The sequence below is a fragment of the Chromobacterium haemolyticum genome, from assembly GCF_009936155.1.
Classification (GTDB): Bacteria; Pseudomonadota; Gammaproteobacteria; order Burkholderiales; family Chromobacteriaceae; genus Chromobacterium; species Chromobacterium haemolyticum.
The window spans coordinates 2,612,181-2,636,888 of sequence record NZ_AP019312.1 but is presented as its reverse complement, the minus strand read 5'-3'; the positions used below and the strand labels follow the sequence as shown (position 1 = coordinate 2,636,888).

Annotated in this window: 23 protein-coding genes; 6 read left to right on the top strand and 17 right to left on the bottom strand. The window is 63.0% G+C overall.

Annotated features, from left to right (window positions below; genetic code table 11):
* Nucleotides 1-21 precede the first annotated feature (21 nt).
* Nucleotides 22-1,566, bottom strand: a complete 1,545-nt coding sequence (locus GYH29_RS12020) for a tyrosinase family protein (RefSeq protein WP_081574528.1) — start codon at nucleotides 1,564-1,566, stop codon at nucleotides 22-24.
* 258 nt (nucleotides 1,567-1,824) lie between these two features.
* Here GYH29_RS12020 and GYH29_RS12015 point away from each other — a divergent pair, with 258 nt between their 5' ends.
* On the top strand, nucleotides 1,825-2,718 hold the full coding sequence (locus tag GYH29_RS12015) for a TraB/GumN family protein (protein ID WP_161523815.1): 894 nt from the start codon (nucleotides 1,825-1,827) through the stop codon (nucleotides 2,716-2,718).
* Between the two features lie 7 nt (nucleotides 2,719-2,725).
* Here the strand turns inward: GYH29_RS12015 and GYH29_RS12010 are convergent, their stop codons facing one another.
* On the bottom strand, nucleotides 2,726-3,154 hold the full coding sequence (locus GYH29_RS12010; protein WP_019100671.1) for a cytidine deaminase: 429 nt from the start codon (nucleotides 3,152-3,154) through the stop codon (nucleotides 2,726-2,728).
* A gap of 87 nt (nucleotides 3,155-3,241) precedes the next feature.
* Nucleotides 3,242-4,132: a LysR family transcriptional regulator ArgP gene (locus GYH29_RS12005; RefSeq protein ID WP_161523814.1), complete on the bottom strand. Its 891-nt coding sequence runs from the start codon at nucleotides 4,130-4,132 to the stop codon at nucleotides 3,242-3,244.
* Between the two features lie 189 nt (nucleotides 4,133-4,321).
* On the opposite strand from GYH29_RS12005, the gene GYH29_RS12000 reads away from it, so the two are divergent.
* The 4 genes from GYH29_RS12000 (at nucleotide 4,322) to GYH29_RS11985 (ending at nucleotide 8,910) form a co-directional block, all read left to right on the top strand.
* Nucleotides 4,322-6,712, top strand: coding sequence for an EAL domain-containing protein (locus GYH29_RS12000; protein WP_152596893.1), 2,391 nt, complete (start codon nucleotides 4,322-4,324; stop codon nucleotides 6,710-6,712).
* Nucleotides 6,713-6,781: 69 nt separating this feature from the next.
* Nucleotides 6,782-7,411: a LysE/ArgO family amino acid transporter gene (locus GYH29_RS11995; RefSeq protein WP_043590608.1), complete on the top strand. Its 630-nt coding sequence runs from the start codon at nucleotides 6,782-6,784 to the stop codon at nucleotides 7,409-7,411.
* A 206-nt stretch (nucleotides 7,412-7,617) separates the two neighbouring features.
* Nucleotides 7,618-8,169 (top strand): neutral zinc metallopeptidase, encoded by a 552-nt coding sequence (locus tag GYH29_RS11990; protein WP_019100667.1) that lies wholly within the window; start codon nucleotides 7,618-7,620, stop codon nucleotides 8,167-8,169.
* Between the two features lie 6 nt (nucleotides 8,170-8,175).
* Nucleotides 8,176-8,910 (top strand): hypothetical protein, encoded by a 735-nt coding sequence (locus GYH29_RS11985; protein WP_161523813.1) that lies wholly within the window; start codon nucleotides 8,176-8,178, stop codon nucleotides 8,908-8,910.
* A gap of 118 nt (nucleotides 8,911-9,028) precedes the next feature.
* Here GYH29_RS11985 and prmB read toward each other — a convergent pair whose 3' ends face one another.
* From prmB to wecB, 13 genes are all read right to left on the bottom strand, one after another.
* Nucleotides 9,029-9,943 carry a 50S ribosomal protein L3 N(5)-glutamine methyltransferase gene (gene prmB, locus GYH29_RS11980; protein WP_019100666.1) on the bottom strand — a complete coding sequence of 305 codons (915 nt, stop codon included), beginning with the start codon at nucleotides 9,941-9,943 and terminating at the stop codon, nucleotides 9,029-9,031.
* 102 nt (nucleotides 9,944-10,045) lie between these two features.
* Entirely contained in the window at nucleotides 10,046-11,422 is a 1,377-nt protein-coding gene (locus GYH29_RS11975) for a phosphomannomutase/phosphoglucomutase (RefSeq protein WP_043590612.1), read from the bottom strand.
* A gap of 69 nt (nucleotides 11,423-11,491) precedes the next feature.
* Nucleotides 11,492-12,520 carry an anthranilate phosphoribosyltransferase gene (trpD, locus tag GYH29_RS11970; RefSeq protein ID WP_161523812.1) on the bottom strand — a complete coding sequence of 343 codons (1,029 nt, stop codon included), beginning with the start codon at nucleotides 12,518-12,520 and terminating at the stop codon, nucleotides 11,492-11,494.
* A gap of 57 nt (nucleotides 12,521-12,577) precedes the next feature.
* Nucleotides 12,578-12,973, bottom strand: a complete 396-nt coding sequence (locus GYH29_RS11965; RefSeq protein ID WP_161523811.1) for a lysozyme inhibitor LprI family protein — start codon at nucleotides 12,971-12,973, stop codon at nucleotides 12,578-12,580.
* Nucleotides 12,973-13,542, bottom strand: a complete 570-nt coding sequence (locus tag GYH29_RS11960) for an aminodeoxychorismate/anthranilate synthase component II (RefSeq protein WP_161523810.1) — start codon at nucleotides 13,540-13,542, stop codon at nucleotides 12,973-12,975. Before GYH29_RS11960 ends, GYH29_RS11965 begins: the two co-directional genes overlap by 1 nt.
* Nucleotides 13,543-13,723: 181 nt before the next feature.
* Nucleotides 13,724-13,981 carry a hypothetical protein gene (locus GYH29_RS11955; RefSeq protein ID WP_019100661.1) on the bottom strand — a complete coding sequence of 86 codons (258 nt, stop codon included), beginning with the start codon at nucleotides 13,979-13,981 and terminating at the stop codon, nucleotides 13,724-13,726.
* Nucleotides 13,982-14,084: 103 nt separating this feature from the next.
* Nucleotides 14,085-14,870: a hypothetical protein gene (locus GYH29_RS11950; RefSeq protein ID WP_019100660.1), complete on the bottom strand. Its 786-nt coding sequence runs from the start codon at nucleotides 14,868-14,870 to the stop codon at nucleotides 14,085-14,087.
* Nucleotides 14,867-15,664, bottom strand: a complete 798-nt coding sequence (locus tag GYH29_RS11945) for a YaiO family outer membrane beta-barrel protein (protein ID WP_157222003.1) — start codon at nucleotides 15,662-15,664, stop codon at nucleotides 14,867-14,869. The genes GYH29_RS11950 and GYH29_RS11945 overlap by 4 nt, the downstream gene beginning before the upstream one ends.
* A gap of 61 nt (nucleotides 15,665-15,725) precedes the next feature.
* A complete protein-coding gene (locus tag GYH29_RS11940; RefSeq protein ID WP_019100658.1) occupies nucleotides 15,726-17,603 on the bottom strand; it encodes a polysaccharide deacetylase family protein in 1,878 nt (625 codons plus the stop codon).
* Nucleotides 17,600-18,565, bottom strand: a complete 966-nt coding sequence (locus tag GYH29_RS11935) for a hypothetical protein (RefSeq protein ID WP_019100657.1) — start codon at nucleotides 18,563-18,565, stop codon at nucleotides 17,600-17,602. The genes GYH29_RS11940 and GYH29_RS11935 overlap by 4 nt, the downstream gene beginning before the upstream one ends.
* Nucleotides 18,562-19,575: a hypothetical protein gene (locus GYH29_RS11930; protein ID WP_019100656.1), complete on the bottom strand. Its 1,014-nt coding sequence runs from the start codon at nucleotides 19,573-19,575 to the stop codon at nucleotides 18,562-18,564. Before GYH29_RS11930 ends, GYH29_RS11935 begins: the two co-directional genes overlap by 4 nt.
* A complete protein-coding gene (locus tag GYH29_RS11925) occupies nucleotides 19,572-21,173 on the bottom strand; it encodes a glycosyltransferase family 2 protein (RefSeq protein ID WP_198001672.1) in 1,602 nt (533 codons plus the stop codon). The genes GYH29_RS11930 and GYH29_RS11925 overlap by 4 nt, the downstream gene beginning before the upstream one ends.
* 2 nt (nucleotides 21,174-21,175) lie before the next feature.
* Nucleotides 21,176-22,366 (bottom strand): non-hydrolyzing UDP-N-acetylglucosamine 2-epimerase, encoded by a 1,191-nt coding sequence (gene wecB, locus GYH29_RS11920; protein WP_174243639.1) that lies wholly within the window; start codon nucleotides 22,364-22,366, stop codon nucleotides 21,176-21,178.
* A 514-nt stretch (nucleotides 22,367-22,880) separates the two neighbouring features.
* Here wecB and GYH29_RS11915 point away from each other — a divergent pair.
* Nucleotides 22,881-23,351, top strand: a complete 471-nt coding sequence (locus tag GYH29_RS11915) for a hypothetical protein (protein WP_146176135.1) — start codon at nucleotides 22,881-22,883, stop codon at nucleotides 23,349-23,351.
* 10 nt (nucleotides 23,352-23,361) lie between these two features.
* On the opposite strand, the gene GYH29_RS11910 is transcribed toward GYH29_RS11915, so the two are convergent.
* The gene (locus tag GYH29_RS11910) at nucleotides 23,362-24,708 is read right to left on the bottom strand and encodes an MFS transporter (protein WP_198001671.1); all 1,347 of its coding nucleotides are present in this window, start codon (nucleotides 24,706-24,708) and stop codon (nucleotides 23,362-23,364) included.

The following is a 24,708-nucleotide window of genomic DNA, read 5'->3' as shown; positions in this document are numbered from 1 at the left end:
AGGGCGGCCGGGAATGAGCGCTTACTGGCCGTGGCGGTAGACGCTGATGCGGCCTATCGTCACCTCGTCGTCGTCCTCTATGTCGGACACCGGCACCAGTTGCACCCCCATCGGCGCCGTGTCCAGCGTTTGGTTTTGGCACATGCGGTCCACGATGTCGGTGATTTCCAGCGTCTGGCTGACGCCGTTGCCGCCGTGCTCGGCCAAAGAGGCCTTGCGCGCGCCGAACAACGCTATGGTGCCGGCCAGGTTCTGAGGGTGCTGCGCCGGGTCGGCGCCCTGAGGCAGGCCGACATAGACGTTGAACGTGCCGCCGTCCACTTTGCAGCGGATGTTTTCCAGGCTGAGAAAAACACGGTCCGGCTCTTGCGGCGCGGCGCTTGGCTGGGCCTTCAATTGGCCGGCGGCGGCCTGGCTGGCCTGGAAGCTGCTCAGCACCTTATTCTTCGCGTCGTTGTCCAGTTGCATCTGCGCGTGAACGGTGCTGTTGCCCAGTTTGATCGCCGCCGCGTTGGCGCCCAGCAGTTCGGTTTTCGGATTGTTCGCCATGGTGCTTGCCGCCGCGATGTCGGGATGGATGGCCGCCAGCGTCTGCATGCGCTGCGCGACGCGGCTGGCGCCGCCGAGAGGATCCGAAACGTCTTGGTAGACATAGTTCAGATTGGGCGCCTGAGTGTTGAGCACATCCTTGGCGACGAAGGTGTAACCGCTGCCGTTGGGGCGCGGCATCGCGAACTTGCGGTTGACCGGGCCCTCCAGCCAATTGTCGCTGCTGGGGTTCTGGTGGGCGGGGTTGCGGTTGAGCCATACCTGCCATAGCCGGTCGATATTGGAATGGTGAATCCAGAACACCGGGTCCAGGCCGGCCAGGTCCGGGTCCGACATCAAGCCGTTGCGGCCGCCGATATTGGTGTGCACCGGGTTGTGCGGCAGGTTTTCCAGCCCGCCGCTATTGCCGCCGCCGTGCCAGAACGGCGTTTGCGGCCCGCCGTAGCCCGGCGGGATGCCGCTGGCAGTGCCGACGAACTGCGCGTCTTTCAAAGCGGTGAGCTGTACGGTTTCCGGGCGCAGCGTGATGTGATTGGGTTGATTGTTCCAGCCGTAGCGTTGGGCCAGCCACAGCGGGTTGGCGCTGCCATTCGGCAAGGTCTTGGACTGGAAACAGGTGGGCAGGTCGCGCGCCTTGGCATTGGCGCTGTCGCTGTAGTTCCAGTAGGGCAAGGCCCAGTCGGCGGGGCCGCCTAGCTTGACGATCTCCGCCAGCACAATGGCTTCGAAGGCGGCCAGATAGCCGCGGTGCCAGGGCATGAAGTACCAGCTCTGGTGCTGGCATTGCCGCCAGTAGGTGTTCTGGTCGGCGGCGCTGGGCAGCGCTTCACCGGCTTGGAGGTAGCCGTGTTGCTGCCATAGCTGGGGGTCGAAGCCGTGAATGGCGGCCAGATAGCGCCAGCTGGTGGGATCCTTGATCGGCCGTTTCTGCATTTCCCCCACTGCGCGCGCGTACCACAGCACGGTGGGGTCCCAGGGGTTGCTCATCTTCAAGATGTCTTTGCGGACGCGAGCCATGTCGTTCTCCTTGATGCGAACGCCGCTCCGGCGCGGCCGTGGCGGGAGGAGCTAAGGCTGGCGGTGAGGCGGTGTATTCGGATTAGCAAACCGAGACGGCTTCGAACTGTCCTAAAGAATGGTTTTTGTCTCGGGGCAACTACTTATTTGAAGCGGCGCTTGCAAGTGGCGGTCGGTATGCGTGGGAAGGACTTGAAAACGGGAGGAGCCGGCGTGTCGAACTGGTATCCTTGAGCGGTTTTGATTCGGATGGCAGACATGAAACGATGGCATTTCCTGTGGGGCGGCGGCTTGGCGCTCTGCTTCCTCTTGTCGGCGGCGCTGGCCGCGGCGGAGCCGGCCTACGGCCCTTTGTTCACCTTCAGCAAACAAGGCCGCACCCATTATCTGTACGGCACCATGCATGTGGGCCGTCCCGGCTCCGACGCGCCGGACTGGGGCTTGAAACAGGCGATGACGCAGAGCGAGGCCTTGGTATTGGAGCTGGATGTGGACGCGCCGGGCGCGTCGACCGAGGTGCTGGCGCTGGCGCAGCGAGCCGCCGCCCGGCAGTGGCGGCAGTTGGGCCCCGACAGCCGGCGCTTGTTGCTGGCGCAGTTGAAGCGGATCGGCGTTGAGCGCGCGCAGGCGCAGAGCCTGGCCCCGGCGATGTGGCTGATGCAGTTGACGCTGAACGATTATCAGCGGCTGGGTCAGGCGGCGCAGGAGGGCAGCGAGACGATGTTGCTGCAGATGGCGCGGCGGGCGTTGCGCCCGGTGTTGGCGTTGGAGACGACGGGCGAGCAGGGGCGCATGCTGTTTGAGATGTCGGCGGCGGCCTTGCGCGAATGGGTGCGCCAGACCGCGGATTGGGAGGACAAGCCTGAAGCGGAGCGTTACTATCGCGAGCTGATCGCCGCCTGGGAGTGCGGCGATCTGGACGCCCTGCAGGCCATGGTGGCGCTGCCGGGCTATCCGCGGCTCAGCGCCTGGACTCAGCATGAGATGCTGGACCGCCGCAACCTGACGATGGCGCGCCGCATTGATGAGCTGGCGTCTTCACGGCGGCTGTTGGTGGCGGTGGGGGCCTTGCATCTGGCCGGACCGCAGGGGCTGGTCAAGCTGCTGCGGCAGCGCGGCTACCAGGTAAGTCCGGCGCCGCGCGAGCCGTGAGCGGGCTTTAGCTCGCGTTTTTGAGGTTCTTGGGCCCGAAGGCGCCCGGCAGCAGTACTTCCAGCGTGGTGTCTATCAGGTCCTCGCCGTCGCAGATGGCGCGCACACGCATGGCCGGGCCAAACTCGTTCAGTACCTGACGGCAGGCGCCGCAGGGCGGCGTGGGTGTGGGTGTGGGCGTGTAGATGCAGACCGCCAGCACATCCTGGATGCCGTGGTTGGCGCGCGCGGCGTAGACCGCGGTGCGCTCGGCGCAATTGGTCAGGCCGTAAGAGGCGTTCTCCACGTTGCAGCCGATATGGATCTTGCCGGCGCCGTCCAGGATGGCGGCGCCGACGGCGAACTTGCTGTAAGGGACATAAGCCTGGCGAGCGGCCAGGCGGGCGGCCATTTCCAACTCGGCCCATTGCTCGTTGTTGGGTGCGTTGCCGGTCATATTGCCTCCGTTGCTATTGGCGTGGCATGTTGCGCCGGGCGCGGCCGGGCTGTCAATATCCGGCCTGGCGCAAGCGGCCTCGACTGATCATTGGCGCAGGTGCGCTTGGCAATGCCGCGCCATCGCGTCGGCCAGCGCCTGAGACAATTCCGACTCCACCCTCCAGTGGTGCCAATACAAGGGAATGTCCAGATGCTGTTGCGGAAACAGATCGATCAGCCGGCCGGCGGCGATGTCGTCGTCCAGCATCAGCTCGGGCAGCAGGCTGTAAGCCAGGCCCTGGCGGGTGATCTCGACGAAGCCCTGCGGCGTGGGCACGGTCAGATAGGGAAAGCCGCCGTGATAGGACACGGTGTGCAAGAGAAACTCTCGATGCACATCGTCCTTGCGGCTGTACAGAATGGTGGGCGCGGCGGCCAGCCCGGACTCGGTGACGCCGTCCGGGAAATAGCGGCGGGCGAAATCGCGGGTGGAGACGCAAAGATAGCGCATGTGGCCGAGGAACAAGCTGTCTCCGCCCTGAATCGGCTGCGGCCGGTTGCTGACGCAGCCGACCACATGGCCGGCGCGCATCAACTCGTGGGTATAGTCCTGATCATCCACCATGATGTCCAGCAGCACTGGCTGGCTGTCCAGCACCGGCCGCACCGCCGGCAAAAACCAGGTGGCCAGGCTGTCCGCGTTAACGGCGATGGCGAGAGTGGTGAACTCCTGCCGCGGACCGCTGGGCAACAGGGTGTTCATCAAATGGTTTTCCATCAGGCTGATCTGGCGGAAGTATTGCAGCAGCTGGCGGCCGGCCTCGGTGGGCTCGGCCGGAATGGTTCGGGTCAGCACCGGCTGGCCCAGCTGTTCTTCCAACTGACGGATGCGTTGGGAAATGGCGGACTGGGTCAGGAACAGCTTTTTGGCCGCCTTGTCGAAGCCCCCGGTTTCGGCTACGGCCGATAAGGTTTCCAGTTGTTTAGGATCAAGCATGTATTGACGTCCTCGCCGTGATAATTCCACGGTGTTTCTTGCCTTATCGCCGCCACCTATGGCATGTTGTGCTGCTTCGTCCGAACACGGACGGTGCAAAGGTTTGCCTGCACGCGGTGGCGGCATAAAAATAATTAGAGCGGCTGGCGGCGACGGTTCTGATCGGCTGGCGCCGGCGGCTCATGGCCAATGACAGGCATGTTGAAGATGCAAGCAGATAATAAGGCACTATTGGATGGCATGTGCCGTTTTATCGGGGTTCGGGCGGATCATATGGCGAAGCTTACCGTCCATGCTCCGCTCTTGTTGTCGCGCAAGGAGGCTTTGGGCAAGGAGTTTTACTGGTACGCGTTGAAATGCCCGGACACGCTGGCGCTGCTGAGCGAGCGCCTGCCGGGCGGCATCGACTCCCTGGTGGACGCCTTGTTGCAGTATTGCGAGCGGATGCTGACCCGTCCTGTGAGCGGCCGCGCCGCCTGGCGCGTGGTGGAGCAGGGGCGCTTGATGCGCCAGCTGGGCGTGGGGCTGATGTGGGTGGTGGGCGCTTACGAGCGCTGTCAGGCGCATTTCCTGGCGCGGCTGGCCGAGGCCGGGCTGGATCTGGACGAGCTCGCCGCGCTGTCTAGGCTGCTGCGCAAGCGCATTTTGCTGGACCAGATGCTGCAGTTGCACGGCCACCAGCAGTCCTTGCAGGAAGCGGTGGACAGCAAGCACCGCCATTTGCAGACCATGTCCGGTTTGTACGCCACTCTCAGCGGCGTCAGCATGGCCCTGGTGCGCTGTTCCGAGCGTCGCGAGCTGTTTCAGGCGATTTGCGACGTTTGCGTCCGCGAGGGCGATTTCTCCCATGCCTGGGTTGGCCTGCTGGACGCCGAATCGCAAAGCGTGCGTCCCGCCGCGATGGCCGGCGCTCACGCCGAAGCCTTCATCCCCTGGCTGCAAGTCTCTGCGCATTCCGATAGCCTGCATGGACGCGGGCCCAGCGGTCGGGCTATCCGCGGCCTGGCGGTGCAGGTGGTCAACGATTGCGGCGAAGATCCGTCGATGCAGCCGTGGATGCGGGTGCTCAACGCCCGGAATGTGCGCAGCGCGCTGGTGGCGCCGTTGACCTTGCGCGAGCAGGTGATCGGCACCCTGTCGCTGTATTCTGGTTTGCCGGGCTTTTTCGACGACACCAAAGTGGCCTTGGTGGACACCATGGCGCGGGAGATCAGTCGCGCGCTGGAGCGCCAGGACGCGCTGGAGCGCAGCCATCGCGCCGAATCCGAACTGGCTTTCCTGTCCTTTCATGACCCGTTGACCGGCCTGCCCAACCGTCACCTGATGAAAGAGCACATCAACAAGCAGTTGCAGATCCGGCGCGCCAACGCGCAACTGGCGGTGCTGGTGCTGTCCATCGAAGGTTTTCACGAAATCAACGCTCGCCTGGGACACGAGGGCGGCGACGCGGTGTTGTGCGAGGTGGCCAATAGGCTACGGCGCTGCATCTATCCCTACGGCTACGTCGGCCGGGTGGGCGCTTCGCGCTTCGTTGCTTGCAGCGACCGCCACGAACGGCTGGACCAACTGGTGGATAGTCTGATGGGCAGCCTGCAGCAGCCGGTGGACTGCATGGGCGTGGTGATTCACACCCGCTGCAGCATGGGTATTGTGGTGGAGCCGGTGAGCGACCGCAGCGACGCCTCCGCGCTGTTGCGGCGCGGCGAGTTGGCGTTGAGCCGGGCCAAGGAGGCGGGCGGCGGCCATTGCCGTTATTACCATGTGACCATGGATGAAGAGATCCAGCACATGCACGCGGTGCGCAACGCTTTCGCGCAGGCCATCGCCCGCGATGAGCTGGCGCTGTTTTATCAGCCCAAGATCAATCTGCGCAACAACCGAATCGAAGGCGTGGAGGCGCTGGTGCGCTGGCGTCGTGATGGCCGCTTGGAAATGCCGGGGGCCTTCTTTCCCGCGATAGAGAACACCGACTTAATGCGGGAGCTGGATTGGTGGGTGCTGCGCGAAGCGCTGCGTCAGTCAGGCGAATGGCTGGCGGACGGCCGTCACATTCCGGTCAGCGTCAATCTTTCCGCCATCACTTTGAAGCACGAGGGCTTTGTGCCTGGCATCCAGGCTTTGTTGCAGGCTTACCCGCTGCCGACCGGCTACCTGGAGCTGGAAGTGCTGGAGAGCGTGACCCAGCAGGAGGCGGAGCAGATCACAGCCAAGTTGGAGCATTGCCGCGATCTCGGCCTGTCCATCGCCTTGGACGATTTCGGCACCGGGGCATCCTCGCTGGTGCATTTACAGCAACTGCCCTTCGACACCATCAAGATAGACCAGCGCTTTGTCCGGCTGCTGCTGGATACGCCGGGCAACGAGGCCATCATCCGCAGCATGGTGTCCTTTGCCCACTACACTGGGCGCAAACTGGTGGTGGAGGGGGTGGAAAGCCGGGCGATCTGGGACCGTCTGCTGGAAATAGGCTGCCTGGACGGACAGGGGTACGAGATTTCACCGCCGGTGGACCCTAAGCAGTTACCGGAGTGGATGGCGGATTGGGAGCGGCGAGCAAGTATTAATTCCACTTATATATAATAATTTTTATTAGTTTTACTTTGCTATGCCGCTCCTTTAGTCTGTGTTGAAAATTTCCGGGAGCGGCTCTTGTTCAACTTTAGCGTTTATCTGTCTGCCCTTGGGCTATCCATCGGGCAGATTGTCGGCATTGGGCCGCAGAATGCCTTCGTATTGCGGCAGGGCATAGGCCGCAGCCACATCCTGCCCATTGTGGCGATCTGCATTGTCGCGGACGTGTTTCTGATCGCCTGCGGGGTAATGGGCGTGGGCAAACTGCTCAATGCGATTCCCGGCTTCATTGTCACGGTGACCTGGCTGGGCGCGGGCTTCGTCCTGTGGCTGGGCTATAAAGCCTTTCGTTCCGCCTTGACGCCTGGGGCGATATCGCTGGCGGGCGGCGTGGAGAAAGATCGCAAGCGCGCTATTCGCACCGTGCTGGCGGTGACTTTGCTCAATCCCTATACCTGGCTGGACACCGTGGTGCTGATCGGCGGCGTGTCCGCCATTTATGGAGAGAGTGCCGCGCCATCCTTTCTGTTGGGCAGCCTCAGCGCCTCCGTGCTGTGGTTCGGCGCGATCGGCTGCTTCGCCGGCAAGCTGGCGCCCCTGTTTCAGCGTCCGCAAAGCTGGCGGGTGCTGGATTGCGTCATTGGCCTGGTAATGCTGTTCACCGCGTTCATGTTGTTGCGCAATTACGGTTTCGAGGGGATGGCCTGAGCGGCTGGGATGGGAGTTGGCGCTTTGTTTTTTGAAAGTGATGGCTTGCTTTTAAGCAACCCGTCACTTTTTCATATGTAGTTTGTTGTGACAAGGTAATTTTTCACCACGTATTTATGTATTTGGAATTGCAAAATAATTTTGTAAATACCAAATCATTTACCATAACTAAATCTCCGTTGTGAACAACATAAGGAGAGTTAGTCATGAGAAGTCTGATCCAAGCCGGTTTGATTGGGGTTTCTGTATTGGCCGGCGCATCCGTCCAGGTTGCGGCCGCTCCGGTGAACAACAGTTACATCCAGTCCAGCGCCAACGAGATTCGCGGTTTTCTCGGCGGCTACGCGCGGCCGACGGTCTACGTCAACCAGTACGCTTGCCGCGAACCTCAACTGAGCGCGATGGCGTGCGGGCCTTACACCATCAGCGTGGGCACCGGCTTCCTGCAGCAACAGGAAAACAGCTACGGCAACTATGTGGCCAAGTTCATCCTGGCGCATGAATGGGGCCATTCCATCCAGTTCACCCACAATATCTACCGCCAGGCGCCGATGCAGGAGTTGCAGGCCGATTGCGTGGGAGGGACTTTCGCCAAGTACGCCGAAACCAATCTGCGCTATCCGAGCTTTATCGAGAACGCGGTGGCTTCGGCGCGCAACGCCGCCGATTACGGCGAGCACGGCACGCCGTCTCAACGCGATTACTATTCGCGCTACGGCCACGCCAACGGGCTCAACGCTTGCCTGAACTCGATCTAATCGACGATGGGCAAGCAAGCGTGGGGGCTGGCCGGCGGGCTGGCTCTGTTGGGCCTGGCCTGGGTCAGTCTGCCTGAACCGGTTCGTGCGCGGCTTGGCCTGAGCGTTCCAGCCCCGGCGGCTTTGGTCGCCGGGGCTGCCGGAGCCGCGTCGCAGCCGGCCAAGGGGGAGGTGCCGGCGAGGGCTTACCAGGGGCTGAGCTTCGCGGTGGGCGACGGGCCGGCTCCGGCCGCTGCTCCGGCGGAGCCCTTGCCCGAGAGCAAGACCGAACGCCAGCGCAAGCAGGCTTTGCGCCAACTGGGCTACGTCATCGACGAGCGCTTCTACCGGATGCCGCTGGCCGAGCTGCGGAAGTTGGCGGCCGCCGGCAATGTCCAGGCCTTGACTCACTTGGCAGAGCGCTATCTGTTCGAGCTGGATGGCAAGCCGCAGCGGCCGGGCTTTGAGCCCGAGATGCGTTACCGCGAGGAGGCGCGCGCCGCTTTGCAGCAGGCGTACCGGCTGGGCAACCGCCATGCGGCGGCGATGATCTCCGAGAGCTATCTGCTGGAACGGCAGCCCTTGGAGGCCGCGGCCTGGAATCTGGTGGCGCGGCGGGCCGGAGACACGTTGAGCGCGGACTGGTTCCTGACCACCAAGGACTATCGGCAGTTGAACGCCGGGCAGAAAGCGGCGGCGACAGAGCGCGCGGAGCAGATTTGGCGCGAATTGCATCCGGGAGCGGCTCAGTCCAAAGGCTAGCGGTCGCAAAAAACCGGCGGCCCCCTTGCGGGGGCCGCCGGTTTTTCGTTTGCGAAGCTTGGCGTTTTACATGCGCTCATCCACTATGCGCTGAAACGCAGTGGACTTTGAACAGGCTTTACTGAGCGTCAGCGGCCAGGCCGGCCACCAGATCCTCGCGGGTGATCAGGAATACGAAGCCGTCGCCGCTCTCGGTTTCCATCCACATGAAGGGCAGGGTGGGGAAGCACTCTTCCAGCATGTCGCGGTTGTGGCCGATCTCCACCAGCAGCACGCCCTTGTCGTTCAGGAAGTCCGGCGCGCGTCGCAGGATTTCGCGGGTGGCGTCTAGGCCGTCTTCGCCGGAGCCCAAAGCCAGTTCCGGCTCGTGCAGATATTCCGGTGGCAGCGCGTCCACCGATTCGGCGTCGACGTAGGGCGGGTTGGAGATGATCAGGTCGTACTTTTCCTCTAGGCCCTCGAACATATCGGTGTGGATCAGCTGCACGCGCTCGTCCAGGCCGTAGTTCTGCACATTGATGGCAGCCACTTCCAGCGCGTCCAGGGAAATATCCACCGCGTCGATTTCCGCGTCCGGATAGTGGTGCGCCAGTTGGATGGCCAGGCAGCCGGAGCCGGTGCACAGGTCCAGCGCGCGCTGGACCAGTTCCGGGTGTTCGATCCACGGTTGCAGCGGCTCGCCCAGCAGCTCGTAGATGAAGGAGCGCGGCACCAGCACGCGTTCGTCCACGTAGAAGTTGAAGTCGCCTTGCCAGGCTTCGTGGGTCAGATAAGCCACCGGCACGCGCTGTTCGGCGCGGCGCTCGATCATGTCGACCACGTCCTGGACCTCGGTGGGCAGCAGCTTGGCGTCGAGGAAGGGCTCGAGCTGATCCATCGGCAGCTTTAGCGCGGACAGCGTCAGATAGGCTGCTTCGTCGTAGGCGTTCTGAGTGCCGTGGCCGTAAAACAGGCCTGCGTCGTTAAAACGCGATACGGCGAAGCGCAGCAGGTCGCGCAAGGTGGTGAAGCTGGATGCAGCCTGGGCGTACATGGTTTTCCTTTCAATACAACAGGGACATGGCTGCGGCCATGTCCCCGGCGGTGTTGATTCACGCTCGCGGAGAGCGCGGGCAATGACTTTGAACGGCGGGCGTCAGAACGGCAGCTTGGCGTCGGTGGCGGTGCCCAGCACGCGGCGGAAGTCGCCCTTGATGCGCTCCAGCGCCGCGTCGTTGTCGGCCTCGAAGCGCAGCACGATCACCGGCGTGGTGTTGGAGGCGCGCGCCAGGCCGAAGCCGTCCTTGTACTCCACGCGCAAGCCGTCCAGGGTGTTGACTTCCTCGGCGCCGTCGAAGCTGGCGGAAGCCTGCAGCTTGGCGATCAGCTCGTGGTTCTCGCCTTCCTTGGCCATCTTCAGGTTCAGTTCGGGGGTGGACACCGCATTGGGCAGCGCATTAAGCAGCTCGCTCGGGTTTTCCACGCGGGACAGCACTTCCAGCAGGCGAGCGCCGGCGTACATGCCGTCGTCGAAGCCGTACCAGCGTTCCTTGAAGAATACGTGGCCGCTCATCTCGCCGGCCAGCAGTGCTCCGGTTTCCTTGATCTTGGCCTTAATGAAGCTGTGGCCGGTGCGAGCCATCACCGGCACGCCGCCGTTCTGTTTGATCCACGGCTTGAGCAGGCGGGTGGACTTCACGTCGTAGATGATCTTGGCCTTGGGATTGCGTTCCAGCACGTCGGCGGCGAACAGCATCAACTGACGATCCGGCCAGATGATGGTGCCCTCCTTGGTCACCACGCCCAGGCGGTCGCCGTCGCCGTCGAAGGCCAGGCCGATTTCAGCGTCGGTTTTCTGCAGCGCGTCGATCACGTCCTGCAGGTTTTCCGGCTTGGCCGGATCCGGGTGGTGATTGGGGAAATTCCCGTCCACATCGCAAAACAGTTCGCGCACGCGGCAGCCCAGGCGACGGAACAGCACCGGGGCGAAAGCGCCGGGCACGCCGTTGCCGCAGTCCACCACGATGTTGAGCGGGCGCTCCAGCTTGATGTCGGAGGTGATGCGGTCCAAGTAGGCTTCGGCGATGTCGTGGGTGCCGTAAGCGCCTTCGCCGCTGGAAAGATCGCCGTCGACGATACGCTGGTACAGTTTTTGGATGTCGTCGCCGGCCAGGGTGTTGCCGGCCAACATCATCTTGAAGCCGTTGTAGTCTGGCGGGTTGTGGCTGCCGGTGACCATCACGCCGGACATCGAGCCCAGCTCATGGGCGGCGAAGTACAGCATTGGGGTGGCGACGCGGCCGACGTCGATCACGTCGACGCCAGCGGCCTGAATGCCTTCGGCCAGGGCCTGGCATAGGTCCGGGCCGGACAGGCGGCCGTCGCGGCCTACCACGATGGTTTTCACTTTGCGGGCCTTGGCTTCGGAGCCGACGGCCTGGCCGATCTGGCGGGCTACGTCATTGGTCAGGGTCTTGCCGACGATGCCGCGGATGTCATAGGCCTTGAAGATGTCTTTGGACAGTTTGCTCATGGCGTTCTTATGCAATCGAAATGAAGGATGAGCGCGGAGCGGCGGCGCTCCGCGTCGGAAATTGGGGGCTCAGGCGGCCAGCGCGGCGCTCAGGCTGATCAATTGGTCCAGCTTGGCGCGGGCTTGTCCGGAGTCGAGCGCTTCGCGCGCCATGGTAACACCGTCGGCCAGGGTAGGGGAAACGCCTGCCGTGTAGATGGCTGCGGCGGCGTTGAGGCAGACGATGTCGCGCGCGGGGCCGGCTTGGCCGTCAAGCACCGCCAACAGAATGTCGCGCGAAGCTGCGGCGGTATCTGCCCGCAGCTGCTTGAGCTCGGCGAAATCCAGGCCCAGTTCGCGCGGATCCAGCTGGTATTCCTCGATCTGCCCGTTCTTTAGTTCAGCCACCATGCTGGGGCCGGACAAGGTCAGCTCGTCCAGGCCGTCCAGGCCGTGCACGATCAGCGCGTGGCGGCTGCCCAACTGCTTCAGCACCCGCGCCTGGATGCCCACCAGGTCCGGGTGGAACACGCCCATCAACTGCTTCTCGGCGTCGGCCGGATTAGTCAGCGGCCCCAGGATGTTGAAAATGGTGCGGGCGCCCAGCTCCTTGCGGATGGGCGCCACGTGGCGCATCGCCGTGTGATGGTTGGGCGCAAACATGAATCCGATGCCGATTTCGTCGACGCAACGGCCCACTTGCTCTGCGCTCAAGCTCAGTTTGACGCCCAGCGACTCCAGCACGTCGGCGCTGCCGGAACTGGAGGACACTGAACGACCGCCGTGTTTGGCCACGCGGGCGCCTGCCGCCGCGGCGACGAAGGCGGAGGTGGTTGAGATGTTGAAGGTGTGGGATTTGTCCCCGCCGGTGCCGCAGGTGTCCACCAAGTGGTCGCGCTGGCTGATCGGCACCGGAGTGGCGAACTCGCGCATCACGGTAGCGGCGGCGGCGATTTCCAGCACCGATTCCACTTTGACGCGCAGGCCGATCAGGATGGCCGCGGTTTGCGCCGGCGTCAGTTCGCCGCGCATGATCTGGCGCATCAAGTCCAGCATTTCGTCATAAAACAGTTCGTTGCCGTCGATCAGCCGGTTCAGCGCGGCCTGCGGGGTAATCATCGGGGAGTCCTTTTGCTTGCGTGGGCGGCGCCGCGCGGAGGCGGGCCGTCCAAAAATTCAATTGCCGGCGTGCGCCGCCAGCTGGGAGAGGCGCTGCTCGATCAGGTCGGCGCGGCAGGCGGCTTGCGCCTGGTCCGCGCCGTTGCCGCTGGCGTAGCTGCTGGCCACCCAACGGCATTGCTTGTCCAGATAGGTCTTGAAGGCGCGCTTGGATTGGCTGAGCGCCAGCCGGGCGCGGTAGCGGTTGCCGGTGATCTGGTCCAGCTCGCGCATCGCGGCGGAGGCCCTGTTTTCGCTTTGGGCTAGTTCGGCTTCGGCTTTGCTCAGCCGCTGTTGCAGGCAGGTGGATACCACCGGAGTCTGCGCTTCCGTACGCATGCAGTCGTCCAGCGCGCCGGCCTGCGCCGCGCTGGACAAAGCCAGCGCGGTGCTCAGCATCAACATTCTCTTCATCAGGCGAACTCTTTCAGGAAGTTGTCCAGCATTGCGTGGCCGTGATCGGTGAGGATGGATTCCGGGTGAAACTGCACGCCCTCGATCGGCAGCGTCTTGTGGCGCACGCCCATGATTTCGCCGTCGTCGGTCCAGACGGTGACGTCCAGACAGTCCGGCAGCGTCTCGCGTTCGATCACCAAGGAATGGTAGCGAGTACAGGTCACTGGATTGGGCAGGCCGCGGAACATGCCGACATCGCGGTGTTTAACCGGCGATACCTTGCCGTGCATTAGTTGTTTGGCGTGGACGATGCGGCCGCCGAAAGCCTGGCCTATGCCCTGATGCCCCAGGCACACGCCCATGATGGGCAGCTTGCCGGCGAAGTGCTGGATGGCCGGCACGGACACACCCGCCTCGTTGGGCGTGCAGGGGCCGGGCGAGATCACCAGGTATTTAGGCTGCAGCTCTTCGATTTGCTGCAAGGAGATTTCATCGTTGCGGTACACCTTGACTTCTTGACCCAGCTCGCCGAAGTACTGCACCAGGTTGTAGGTGAAGGAGTCGTAGTTGTCGATCATCAATAGCATTTTGGCTTGAACCTTTGATTTCACTGGCCTTAAAGGGTTTGCCAGCTATTTGACGCCTCCAGCTGTGTCCGCGCGCTTGAGCGCTGGCTGCACGAGGAGGCGATTGGAGCATGAGAATCAATATACCGGATCAGACCAAAGTGCGCAGCTAGCTTGGCGGCTCGTCTATCTGGCAATCGGGTCAAGGTTGGTTGCCTTGGCCCGGCCGCGTTCCGCGCGCTAGATCGACAACGGCCTGGATGGCGGCCCTGGCTTGCGGGCTGTTGTGCCAGCAGCTGGAGCCCATCATGTCGGCGATCTGGCGCGTCAGCAAGGCCGGGTCCTGGTCCGCCAACTGCGCCAAGGAAGAAAAGCCGATTTGCTCCAGTCTGGACACAACGGTGGCGCCCACGCCTCTCAAAGCCACCATCTTGTTTTTTTCATCTGCGCTGAAACCCATGCGTCCTCCCTGTCTTGATTGCGATCCACGCCACAGGATACGCGCGCCGCACGGTTTGAATGAGAGGCCGCGGATATATTTCGCATCAGGGGATTTGCCGTTTTTACTCCCAACTCATCGCCCAGGCGTATAGCGCAATCATCATCATGACCTCCATCATCAGGCTGCCCAGTATGAACAGCAGGGGCATGAACAGCAGCGAGCCGTAGTGCAGCACCAGGGCGGCGGCAAAGTAATGCAACGGAGCCTCAAGCAGCAGATAGGCCAGGGAGACCCCGGTGAGGGCAAACTTGTGCCAGAGCGGTTTTTCCAGCACGTGAAAGGTCAGCGCGTGCACCCAGGGCATCAAAAACAGCAAGGTCAGCACAAATGTCAGGCAGGAGCTGTGATATTCGGGAAGAGAGTGGTTGAAGGCCGCCGGCAATAGGGCGAAGTAAACGCAGGAGCAGCCATGGATGATGACGAACAAGCGCAGCAAGTAGCGCATCGGCATGTTTTCCGGGCTGATCAAAAACGACAGCGATAGCAGCAGTAGGCCGGCGAGACCGTTGCCCCACCATTGCCAAAACGAGGGCACCGAGGCCGGCAGATCCAGCCAGGGCAGCCATAAACCTGGTATTTGCCCGTTCAGTATCTCCAGGCTGGAGAGCTGGGCCGGCACGCCGGTTACCTCTATGCTCGATTGCGTGACGAACCTCCATAGCGCAAGCGTTTGCGGCAGGAAGGCGAGCAGCAACAGGTTGAACAGCAGCGGAATGCCGATGATCTCCAGCCAACGAAGACGTTGGAAGGATTCAGTGCGCATGGCCCGGTGCAGGGAGATGAGCTCCCCCCCATGGCCGGTGTGACGCAGCGCCTTGAAATGTTTCAGACGTTCTTGAAGGCTCATGGCAGGTTCCAGAACACGGCGGTAGTGATGCCGGTACGCTCGTAATAGGGGCTGTGATAGCGTTCAACGGCGGCATGGATGCCCCAATGCTTGCCTATCCACTCCCTCCAGCTCAGTTGATAGAGTTGGCTGTCGAAGCTCTGCTTGGGCTGGTCGACTCCGATGGGCATATAACCCTCGCCGCCGGCGTTGACGGCCAGGGTGATCAGGCGCCAGCGGTCGCGCCCATAAGTCACCGCGCCGTAACCCTGCATGGAGCTTACGCTGCCGGGGTTGCTCAAGGTGCGGTGCACGCCGCCTTCCACGACCCAGGGCGCGTCGAAGTAATAGACCATGCCCAAGGTCAGAATGCGGTCGCTATAGCCTTGGCGATTGTCGTTGTAGGCCAGGCCGAAGGTGGTGACTAGATTGCGGTTGGGCAGCCATTTCCGGTTGATGGCCGCGCCGTAGTGGGTGCCGGGCCAGAAGGTGCCGCTGCTGCTGCGCCCCAACTCCAGTCTGCCGTACCAGTCCGGGTTGATGTCGTGGTTCCAGCCGCCGTTCAAGGCCATGCCCCGTTCGCCAAAGCGGCTGTCCTGCTCCGCGGTCCAATCGAAGACGTTGCCGGCGTCGGTTTGCCAGACACCGGACAGATAAACGCCATCCCAGGCGGGGTTGTTTCCGGTGAGACGGGAGTGTTGCGCGCCGATCTCGATGCTGCGCGCCCATGAGTACGGCTCCGGCGCTGACGGCGGGGACTCTGTCTCGACATCTGCGGGAGCGGACGCCGTTTCCGGCGTATCAGGGGCCGCCATTTCGTCGGCGCGGGCATGCCCGGCAAGAGACAGGGCCAAAAGGCAGATTTGCGCTAATCGTTTACTGAGCATGGCTGCTCTCCAAAGTGTTGCTCGCTGTTTGCACGTATTCAAATCTAAGGTCCTGCCCGGATCGGGCGGTGATTCGCCAAGCGTCCGGCAGCGCTTCGATATCGGCTTGGCCGGACCTCAGCATGGGCGGCGTTGGGGTTTTGGGCAGCAGCCAGCTTTGCCGCGCCAAGGTCTTTGGGTTGTGCGCGCTTATGCTGATCCAGGACGCGTCCCGGCCCTCCGCCGGCGCGGCTTGCCATTGGGTCAGTTCTCGTTGGGACAGGAAACGGGACAGCTCGGTCATCGTGTACCAATGAAACACGCCCTGCTTGCCCAAAGTCCGGGTTTGGGCCAGCCATTCGCGGACGGTTTGCTGATAGAAATAGACACCCGGAGGATGAAAATAAACCAGGCGCGCCACCCGCTGTTGCACCGCGAAACGTGTCATGTCCTGCAGCCAAAGCGTCATCTGGGCGCTGGGCAGTTTATTGCGCACGGCTTCTTCGAAGGAGGCGATGCCGCCGTTGGCCGATACCGGGAAGGCCCAGGGCCGGCCATGCATGTTGGCTGGATCGATATAGGCTCGAGTGGGCCCCATGGACAGGTCGCCCACGTAGTAATAAGCCAGCACGCCGTGCTGGCGCAGCCAAGTGGTTACCCAGTCCGGATGGTGGCCGTTGGGCGCTGAATACTCGGTGAGAGGTTGTTGGGTGAGTTTTTCAAGATCTTTCTTGTTGTTGGCGAGATAGGGTTCCCAGCGTTTGCCGTTATGCTCATTGATGTTGAAGGCGAAGTAGTTGTGAGCCCAGCCGCCGTGCGCGCCGATTTCGTAACCCCGCTCGCTCAAGCGACGAACCCAGTCCTGAGCCTTCGGGTTATGGGCGAGGTCCATGCCTCGGTGGTCTCCGGGCTGATTGGTGTCCGGCCCGGTGGTGAAATGGACGGAATAAGGGCCTTGCTCAAGAAAACCCAGTTTTTTGAGCAAGTCCAGATAGGGAATGGCGTTGGCGTCGTCGACGTGCCAGTTCATTACCAGCCCGCCCACGCCGTCCGGCACGGAGGCCAATTGGGGCAGATGTAGAACTTGGCTATTGAAGAAGTGCAGGTAGGACTGCAGCCACAAACCGTCGGTGCGTATTTTGAGAAAAGTGACCGGCAGGTTGACGAACAAGACCTTGCCGCGGCCGTAATCGCGCACGCCGGCAATCAAGGTGCCGTCCGGCCCTTGAGCCAGCACGCGTCCCGGGAAGCTGCCGCGGGTCGCCAGGTAGCTGAACGCCGCCTGGTCGTAACCGTAGGTCGAGGCTTGCAGCAAGGCGGATTTGCCGTCCGGATAGGGCTGGAAGCGGCCGGGGGTGATGCCCAGCTCGGCAACGGCGGAGGGCGGCATCAACATCAAATCTCTGCGCACCATCTGCTTGCCCAACTCCCGGTACAGCAGATAATCCACGCCCACCAGGCGCGAGAGCGCCGGTTTGTCCAAAAAGCGGCCGCCGGCGTTTTCGCTGGCGGCGTCGTAATTGATCCATAGAGCGCCGCCGGCCTGCACGTACTCCTCCAGCACTCCGGTCAGCGCCGCATCGACATAGCGGTGTATCGTGTCCGGCAAGATGATGCCGCGGAGACGGGCGCGTTGCTCCGGTTCCATGTCCACCAGTTGGCTGGCGGTGATTTGCATCATCGCCACGCCGCCTTCGCTGGCGGCGTCTTGCCATGCCAGCGAGTATTTGCCGCTGGCCGGTTTGTCCGGCAGCAGCAAGGCGATGAAAGCCTGGGGCTGCGGCGTTTGCCTTGCGCGCAAGCTGTGCCAGATCGCGCTTGCCGCCAGTATTAGCCCCAGCAGCAGGATGATGAACACCCAGCGGGGACAGGATCGAATCTTATTCATTTTTCCAACCTTTGTTCTTGCTCCGCCGTTGTGGCCAGACGGCGCTCCAGTCCTTGAAAAACCGCCTCCTCCAGCACATTCCAGCGCGGGGTTCCTCGCGCGGGCGCCGCCTTCTGCAACCAGGCGCGCGCGGCGTCCTCCCGGCCGTCTCTTAACGCGGCCAGGGCCAGCACGCCCCATGGGAAGTCCAGATGCGCCTTGTCCTGAGCAAGCCAGGGCCGGCCTTCGCCCTGCAGCCAGGCGTCGAAGGAGGCTTGCCCCGGCATCGCCGGCATGCCCTCCATTTGGGGGAACAGTTGCGCGGCGGCTTCCGGGTAGAAGGCGACAGGGGGAAGGTCGCGGCTGGCTACGCGCCAGCGTCGGGTTTTCGTCTCCCAAAACGCTTTGGGAAGCGCCGCGGCCAACTGTCGCATCCTCCGGCAACTGGCGCCTGTTCTGGCGCAGTCGTCGCGCAGCGCGGCGTAAACTTCGACGTTGTCCATCAGGTAGCCCAGCTTGACGCCCGCGGCATAGTCATAAATGCCGCTGCGGGTTTGCCTCAGTCGCCACAGCGCCCGCCTGGCGCGCGCCAGCGATGCCTGAAGCGGCGGGGGCATGTCTTGTTGCCCATACCGCCGGCTCAGCAGGGAAATCCACATGGCCAGCGTGGAGTCGTCGGCGTCGGCGTCGGCCGTTCGGCGCCAGGCACCGTCCGTTTGGCGCTCGAAGCGGGGAAAGCTGCCGTTGCGCTCCTGCCTGGGCGCCAGCCACGCCACCCAAGCGTCCGTGGCCGGAGCGATGGACAGCCCCAGCTCCTCGGCCGTCAGCAAGGCTTTCATGGCGAAATAGGGGTCGACATGCCGTCCATGCGCTTGCAGCAGAATGGCGCCGTCCTCGTCCTGGTAGCCAGGCAGCTTGAATGCGCTGTCCGCGGCCTGGCTTGTTCCGCAACACAAGGCCAGCAGTAAACATAGATGCTTCATCGGCCGCGCACCTTGCCGCGGATGCGGGCCCAGATAGTGCCGTGAGCGATCAGGGGCGGCGTGAGCAGCACCAAGCGCGAGGAAACGGTATTGGGCGAGTCCGGCGCGCCCAATACGGAATGGGCGCCAATGACGACAATCCGGTCGGCAACAACCGGGCCCAGCAAGAGACAGTTCTCGCGGCAGATGATGGAGTCATCGGAAACAACGGCGCCGTCCACGACCACTCCTCTGGCTAGGCGGACGGGTCCGCTGGCTTTGACGCTGCCCTCGATCCGGCAGCCGGGGCCGATGCTCAAGCCGCCGCGCACCACCAAGTGTCCGCGTAGCAAACTGTTTTCCGGTAGCAGGAAATCGCCGTCCATTACCGCGCGGCGCATTTCCGAGTTAAAGGGGTGGGGCGTTTCCAAACTTTCGATATCCACCTCACGCAGCGGCGTGGCCGGGGGCTGATGGCGCGGGGTTTCTCCCATGCGGATGGTTGCCGCTTGAAGGCGCTGGAAGCGGACAGGTCCCGAAATATCCAGGGTGTCCTCCGCCACGGTGCGCCCGAACAACAGGCTGTCCGGCTCGATGCGGACGTTACGGGCGCCGGCCCAACGCAGAATCGAACTGCTCCGTCCCAGGTTCAGATCGCCGTCGGCCAAGACGCTGCGCAGGATCACGCCCGGACCGGTGACGACGTTGTCGTCGCAATGGATTTCTTTCAGGAAACTGAAGCGCGCCGGAATGCGCAACTCGCCCGCGGCCAAGACCTCCTCGTCCACGACCGGGCGGTTTTCCGGCCCGATGGCGTCCAGGCGAGCGTTCCAGTCCTGCCGCCGCTCGCCCAAGTCCAGCGTTTCCAGCCGTTGCCGGTAGTTGCGGGCGAAGACGTCGGCGGTGCCGGTGTGCAGCCGGTTGATGCCCAGCGCGGAGGCGTCGGTCTTGCGCAGCAACTCCAATAGACCGGGCAAGAGCGGCAGCGCGATCAGCGGCGCCACGCCGAGCACGTAAAGTATGGCCATCATCCCGGCTGTCTCCGATACCGCTTGGTTTTATCCCAATGCAGCGTTCTGTTTTTCTTGAAGGGTTCGACCAGCGACTGCTGCAGCGTGGCGCGGGAAATGGTGACCAGACTGACCAAAAAGCCAAGAATGGCGAAAGGCAAAATACGCAGTCTTTTGCCGTTGCCGTCCAGATAGCAGGCGGCGCCGATCTCGAAAAAGGCGGCGAAATTGCCCATCGCGCTGTAGCAGACCAGGGCCAGGATCAGCAGGAGGCCGGGGGACGGCAGCATGCTGTCGAAAAAGAACAGCACCAAGGTGATGGCCCAGCCGAGCAGCAGCAGCGGGGACATGGCGTAAGTGCCCAACAGCAGAAGCCCGTCCAGTTTTTCCCGCCGTTGCACTCCTCGGGTGCTCAGCAGACGGCCGACATGTCGCGCCAGCGCCTGATTATGGCCGCGCGTCCAGCGCATCAATTGCCGGATGCGAACCGGCCAGCTCTCCGGCACCTCCTCGTAGCACTCGGAGCGATTGGTGTAGACCGTGAGCCAGCCGCCGATCAGCAGGCGGTAGGTCAAATCGGTGTCTTCCGCCAGCACGTCGTCGTGCCAGCCGCCCACGCTGTTGAGCGCGGCGACGCGAATGCCGCCGACCGTACCGCCGTACTGCGGCACCAGCTTCATATTCATCCTGGCCTGCTGGTCCACCTGGTAGCCGCCCGCGCGCTCCATGTCCAGCATGCGGGTCAACAGGTTGGCGCCCGGGTTCAAGGGCACCACGCGGCCCATCACGGCGCCGACTTCCGGATCGAAGAACGGCGCGATCAATTGCTTGAGCAGGCCGCGGCTTGGCAGGTAGTCGGCGTCGAAGACGATGAAAATATCGGTGTCGATCAATGCCGTCGCATCTTTCAGCGCCGCGGCTTTGCCAGGCTTGCCCTGGGTGCGGTGAAACGGCCTGATCGCGTCCGGTCTGCGCGCCGCGATGCGGTCTATGATGGCGCGCGTGCCGTCCGTGGAGCGGTCGTTGACAGGCATGATGATCATTTGCCCAGGCGGATAGTCGGACTCAAGCAACGCTTCCATCGCATCGGCAATCACGGCCTCTTCATTGTGCGCCGCGATGAAGACCGTGACTTTGGGCCATTGCGCGGTTTCAATGTCCAGATAGGGGTGGCGCTGATGGCCGAACAGCCGGTTCAAAGTGAACGCCATATGCCGCGCCGCGTACACCACGACCAAGAGCACCACGCCGTACAGCACGAAGCTCAGCGCGCGCAAAGGCCAGATGAACGGCGTTGCGGTGTCGCGCCGCAGCAGGGGGTCGTCCTCCTGGCTGACGGTGCGGCGACGGGCTTCTTCGATCTGGTCCAGGATCAACTGCTGGGTATGGCGCAGATCGACATTGTCCGAGGCCCCCTGGATGCTCACTGTGGGGCTGACAGAGGAGGGGTGTTCGTCTGGGTCCATGGGCAGAGCCGCCATGGCGGCCTGGCTCTCCGTAGACGTGGCCGCGCCGTGGCGATGCGGGTGGCTGGCGGCCGGTTTGGACGGGTCCACGGCGGACCAGGCGGGGTAACAGCACATCAGCAGGATCAACCAGAGTAGGAGTCGCGGGGGCATGCTTATCTCCCGGGTACGGGAGCGAGCGCATCGACGGTCCGACTGGCTGTGTTCGCCGCCTGCCGCCGACGCGGCAGTGACGAGAGAATGGCGGCGATGTGTCTGCCGGCGTCGCCGTCGCCATAGGGATTATGGGCTTGAGACATGCGTTGATAAGCCACCTCGTCATCCAGCAAGGCGCTGGCGTGTTGGACGATGAGCTCGGTTTCCGTGCCCACCAGCATGGCGGTGCCGGCCGCAAGCGCCTCTGGTCTTTCCGTTGTGTCCCGGGTGACCAGCACCGGTTTGCCCAGCGCAGGCGCCTCTTCCTGTATGCCGCCGGAGTCGGTGATGATGAGGTGGCAACGGGCCATCAGATAGACGAAGGGCAGGTATTGCTGCGGGTCGATCAAATGAATGTTGCTCACCTGGGACAACAGCGCGTACACCGGTTTGCGCACATTGGGATTGAGGTGCACCGGGTAGACGATGTCCACGTCGGGGTAGCGCTCGGCCAGCCGCACCAGCGCGCGACAGAAGCTTTCAAACCTCTCCCCCAAATTTTCCCGGCGGTGGCCGGTGACCAGTATCACTCTGGCCTCCGGGGGCAGGAAGGCAAACTGGGAGGCGATGCCGGCCTTGAGATCCGGCTGTTGTTCCAGCTTCTTCACCGCCAACAGCAAGGTATCGACAACGGTATTGCCGGTGATGAATATCCGATCAGGGTCGACCTTTTCATTCCGCAGGTTGAGTCGGGAAGCCTCCGTCGGAGCGAAATGCCAAGACGCAAGAATGCCGGTGACGCGACGGTTCATTTCCTCAGGCCAAGGCGAAGACAAGTCTCCGGTGCGCAATCCCGCTTCAACATGTCCAATCGGAATATGGCGGTAAAACGCGGCCAGACTGGCGCCAAGCGTGGTGGCTGTATCGCCGTGCACCAGCACGACGTCGGGTTGGACTTCCTCTAGGACTTTGTCTAGCGCGTCCACCAGCCTGGCGGTCAAAGACGCCAGGCTCTGTCCCTGTTGCATCAGCTTCAGGTCGATGTCCGGGCGGATTTCGAAAAAGTCCAATACCTGATCCAACATCTCGCGGTGTTGGCCGGTCACACAGACCTTAGACGCCACGCCCGGGCAGTCTTGTAGTGCGTGGATCACGGGCACCATCTTGATGGCTTCCGGACGGGTGCCAAAGATTGTTAGTACGGTAAACATATTATCTCCATCAAGGCAATTCACGAGCATTCAGCAGATCTTTTTGTATTTTGTTGAAACTACTGTTTCATATTGTTTAAATTAAGCTAGCACAACTCTTATAAGAAACAAAGTTAAATATTTGTTTAAATTAAATGGTTTAATATTGGCGCGAGTTGAGCCGCTATTCACAAGCCTGCTGGAGCGCCATTGCGAGCCCCGGTCAGATGAGTGCGCGCCGGCAAGCAATCCGATTGGATTGCACCTGGCCAAAGCGCTAGTGCAAGAGTCGCGACGGCGATGTGAAACTGCAATGGCATTTCTTTGTTAGCATGTCAGGACGTACGCATGGGGGCGTCAATCATTTGGGAAGCAGCTCTAAAAGCGCCGGCGAGCGTGACTGACTTCCACCTGGGGAGAAGTGCCAATGGAAAAGAAACTGTGCTTACACTGCGGATACTCGCGCGGCGATTCTCCGCGCGATCAGAGAGCGCCGCATTACGCGTGTCCGTTGTGCCAGGCGCCTTATCAGGAAATGTACCCTCAGCCGCTGCCGCGGCAGGAACCGGGGCAAGCTTCCCGCCTGCAATGGACGCATGTGGGCGTGGTGTTTGCCGCTTTGCTGGCCGGAGCAGGCGTATTGGCTTATACCGCTTGGCCCAGCCAGCAACAGGCCGCATCTAGGAACGAGGCGGAGTTGAAGGAAATCGCCGGCGTAGTGCTGCCGGGGGCCGAACAAGCTGCGGGGGAGTTGTGCGGTTCCGAGTCCTTCGCGGGCGGCGCCTTTTGCGGTTGGGCGCCGGCGTTGGCGGATGTGGGGCGCCAAGCGGCGCTAGTGCGCGACTGCATGGAAGTGACGTCGGTCAGGCTGCACCCCGGCAGCAAGAGTCCGGAGCGGCCGGATTTCGCGGTAAGTTGCCGGGACGCCGCCGGGGAGGCAATGGAAATGAGTTTCAACGAGGGAGACCTGGCGTTTGGAGCGGACGGGGCCGCGCCGGCGAGATAAGGGCGGCGGTTCAGATTTCTCGCGTCAGGCTGGGGGCGTAGCGTCGCCGCTTCAGCAAGAGGGAGATGGCTATGATAATCGCCGGCAGCAGCAGCGCGTTGAAAATCCAGTCCGGCCGCGCCTGCTGGCGCATTAACTCCGCGCCGGCCAGCACGCCGAAGATGGCGCCGCCGCGTCCGACGCCGTACATGCCGCCCACCCCGCTGGCGCGGCAATGGGTTGGATAAAAGGCGGCGGACAGCGAAGCCAGCGCCGATTGTCCACCGCCGGAAGCGAAGCCCATGCAGAACACCAGCAAGCCCAGCTGCCCGCCTTGCTCGCCTTGAGCGACGGCGGCGCCAATCGCCCAGGCCAGCATGCCGGAGGCGACGAAGTTGGCCGCCAACAGGCGGTGCGGTTCGGCACGGCCCATCCACCAGCCCAGCAAAATAGAGCCTACGCCGCCGCCCAGCGGAAACAGCGCGCTGATCCAGGCGAAGCGGCTCAGCGAGAGGCCGGCTTCTTTCAACAGTAGCGGCATCCAGTTTACTACCAGGTAATAGATCAGCATGCTCATGAAACAGCTGAGCCAGAGCAGCAAGGTGCCGGCGGCCAAGGGCCGGCTCAGCACCGCGCGCAGGCCGTTGCGCGGAGCGTCTTCACTGGGACCGCCAAGGCGGAAGGCGGCGGCTCGTTCCAGTTCCGGCGTGGCGGCGAGACGGCGCAGCCGCTGACGAATATCGGCGACGGAGCGGCGGCGCGCCACCAGATAGCGCACCGATTCCGGCAGCCAGCGGTACAGCGCCAGCGCCAGCAACAAGGGAAAGACGCCGCCCAGCCATAGCGGCGCGCGCCAGCCATAGGAGGGGATTAGCCAGCCGGCGCACAAGCCGCCGGCGCCGGCGCCCAGCGGAAAACCGCACAGCATGGAACTGACCAGCAGTGCGCGCCGCCGCGCCGGGCTGTACTCGGACAGCAGGGTGATGGTGTTGGGCAGGGCCGCGCCCAGGCCGATGCCGGTGAGCAGGCGATAGACGGTCAGCGTGCTCAGCGAGTCCGCCGCCGCGGTCAGCAGGCTGCCGACGCCGAATAGCAGCGTCGATGCGATCACCGCGGGTTTGCGGCCCAGGCGGTCGGCCAGAGGCCCGCCCAGCATGGCGCCGCCGGCCAGGCCGAACAGCGCGGCGCTGAGCGCCTGGCCCAGTTGCGGCTTGCTCAGCCCCCATTGTTCCATCAGCGCCGGCGCGATGTAGGACAGGGCCGCTAGGTCGTAGCCGTCGGCGAACATGACCAGGAAACACAGCGTCAGCAAGACGGCGTGGAAGGGGCCGAGGCGGTTTTGGTCGATAAAACGGTCAACATCCAGTGTGGCGGGCAT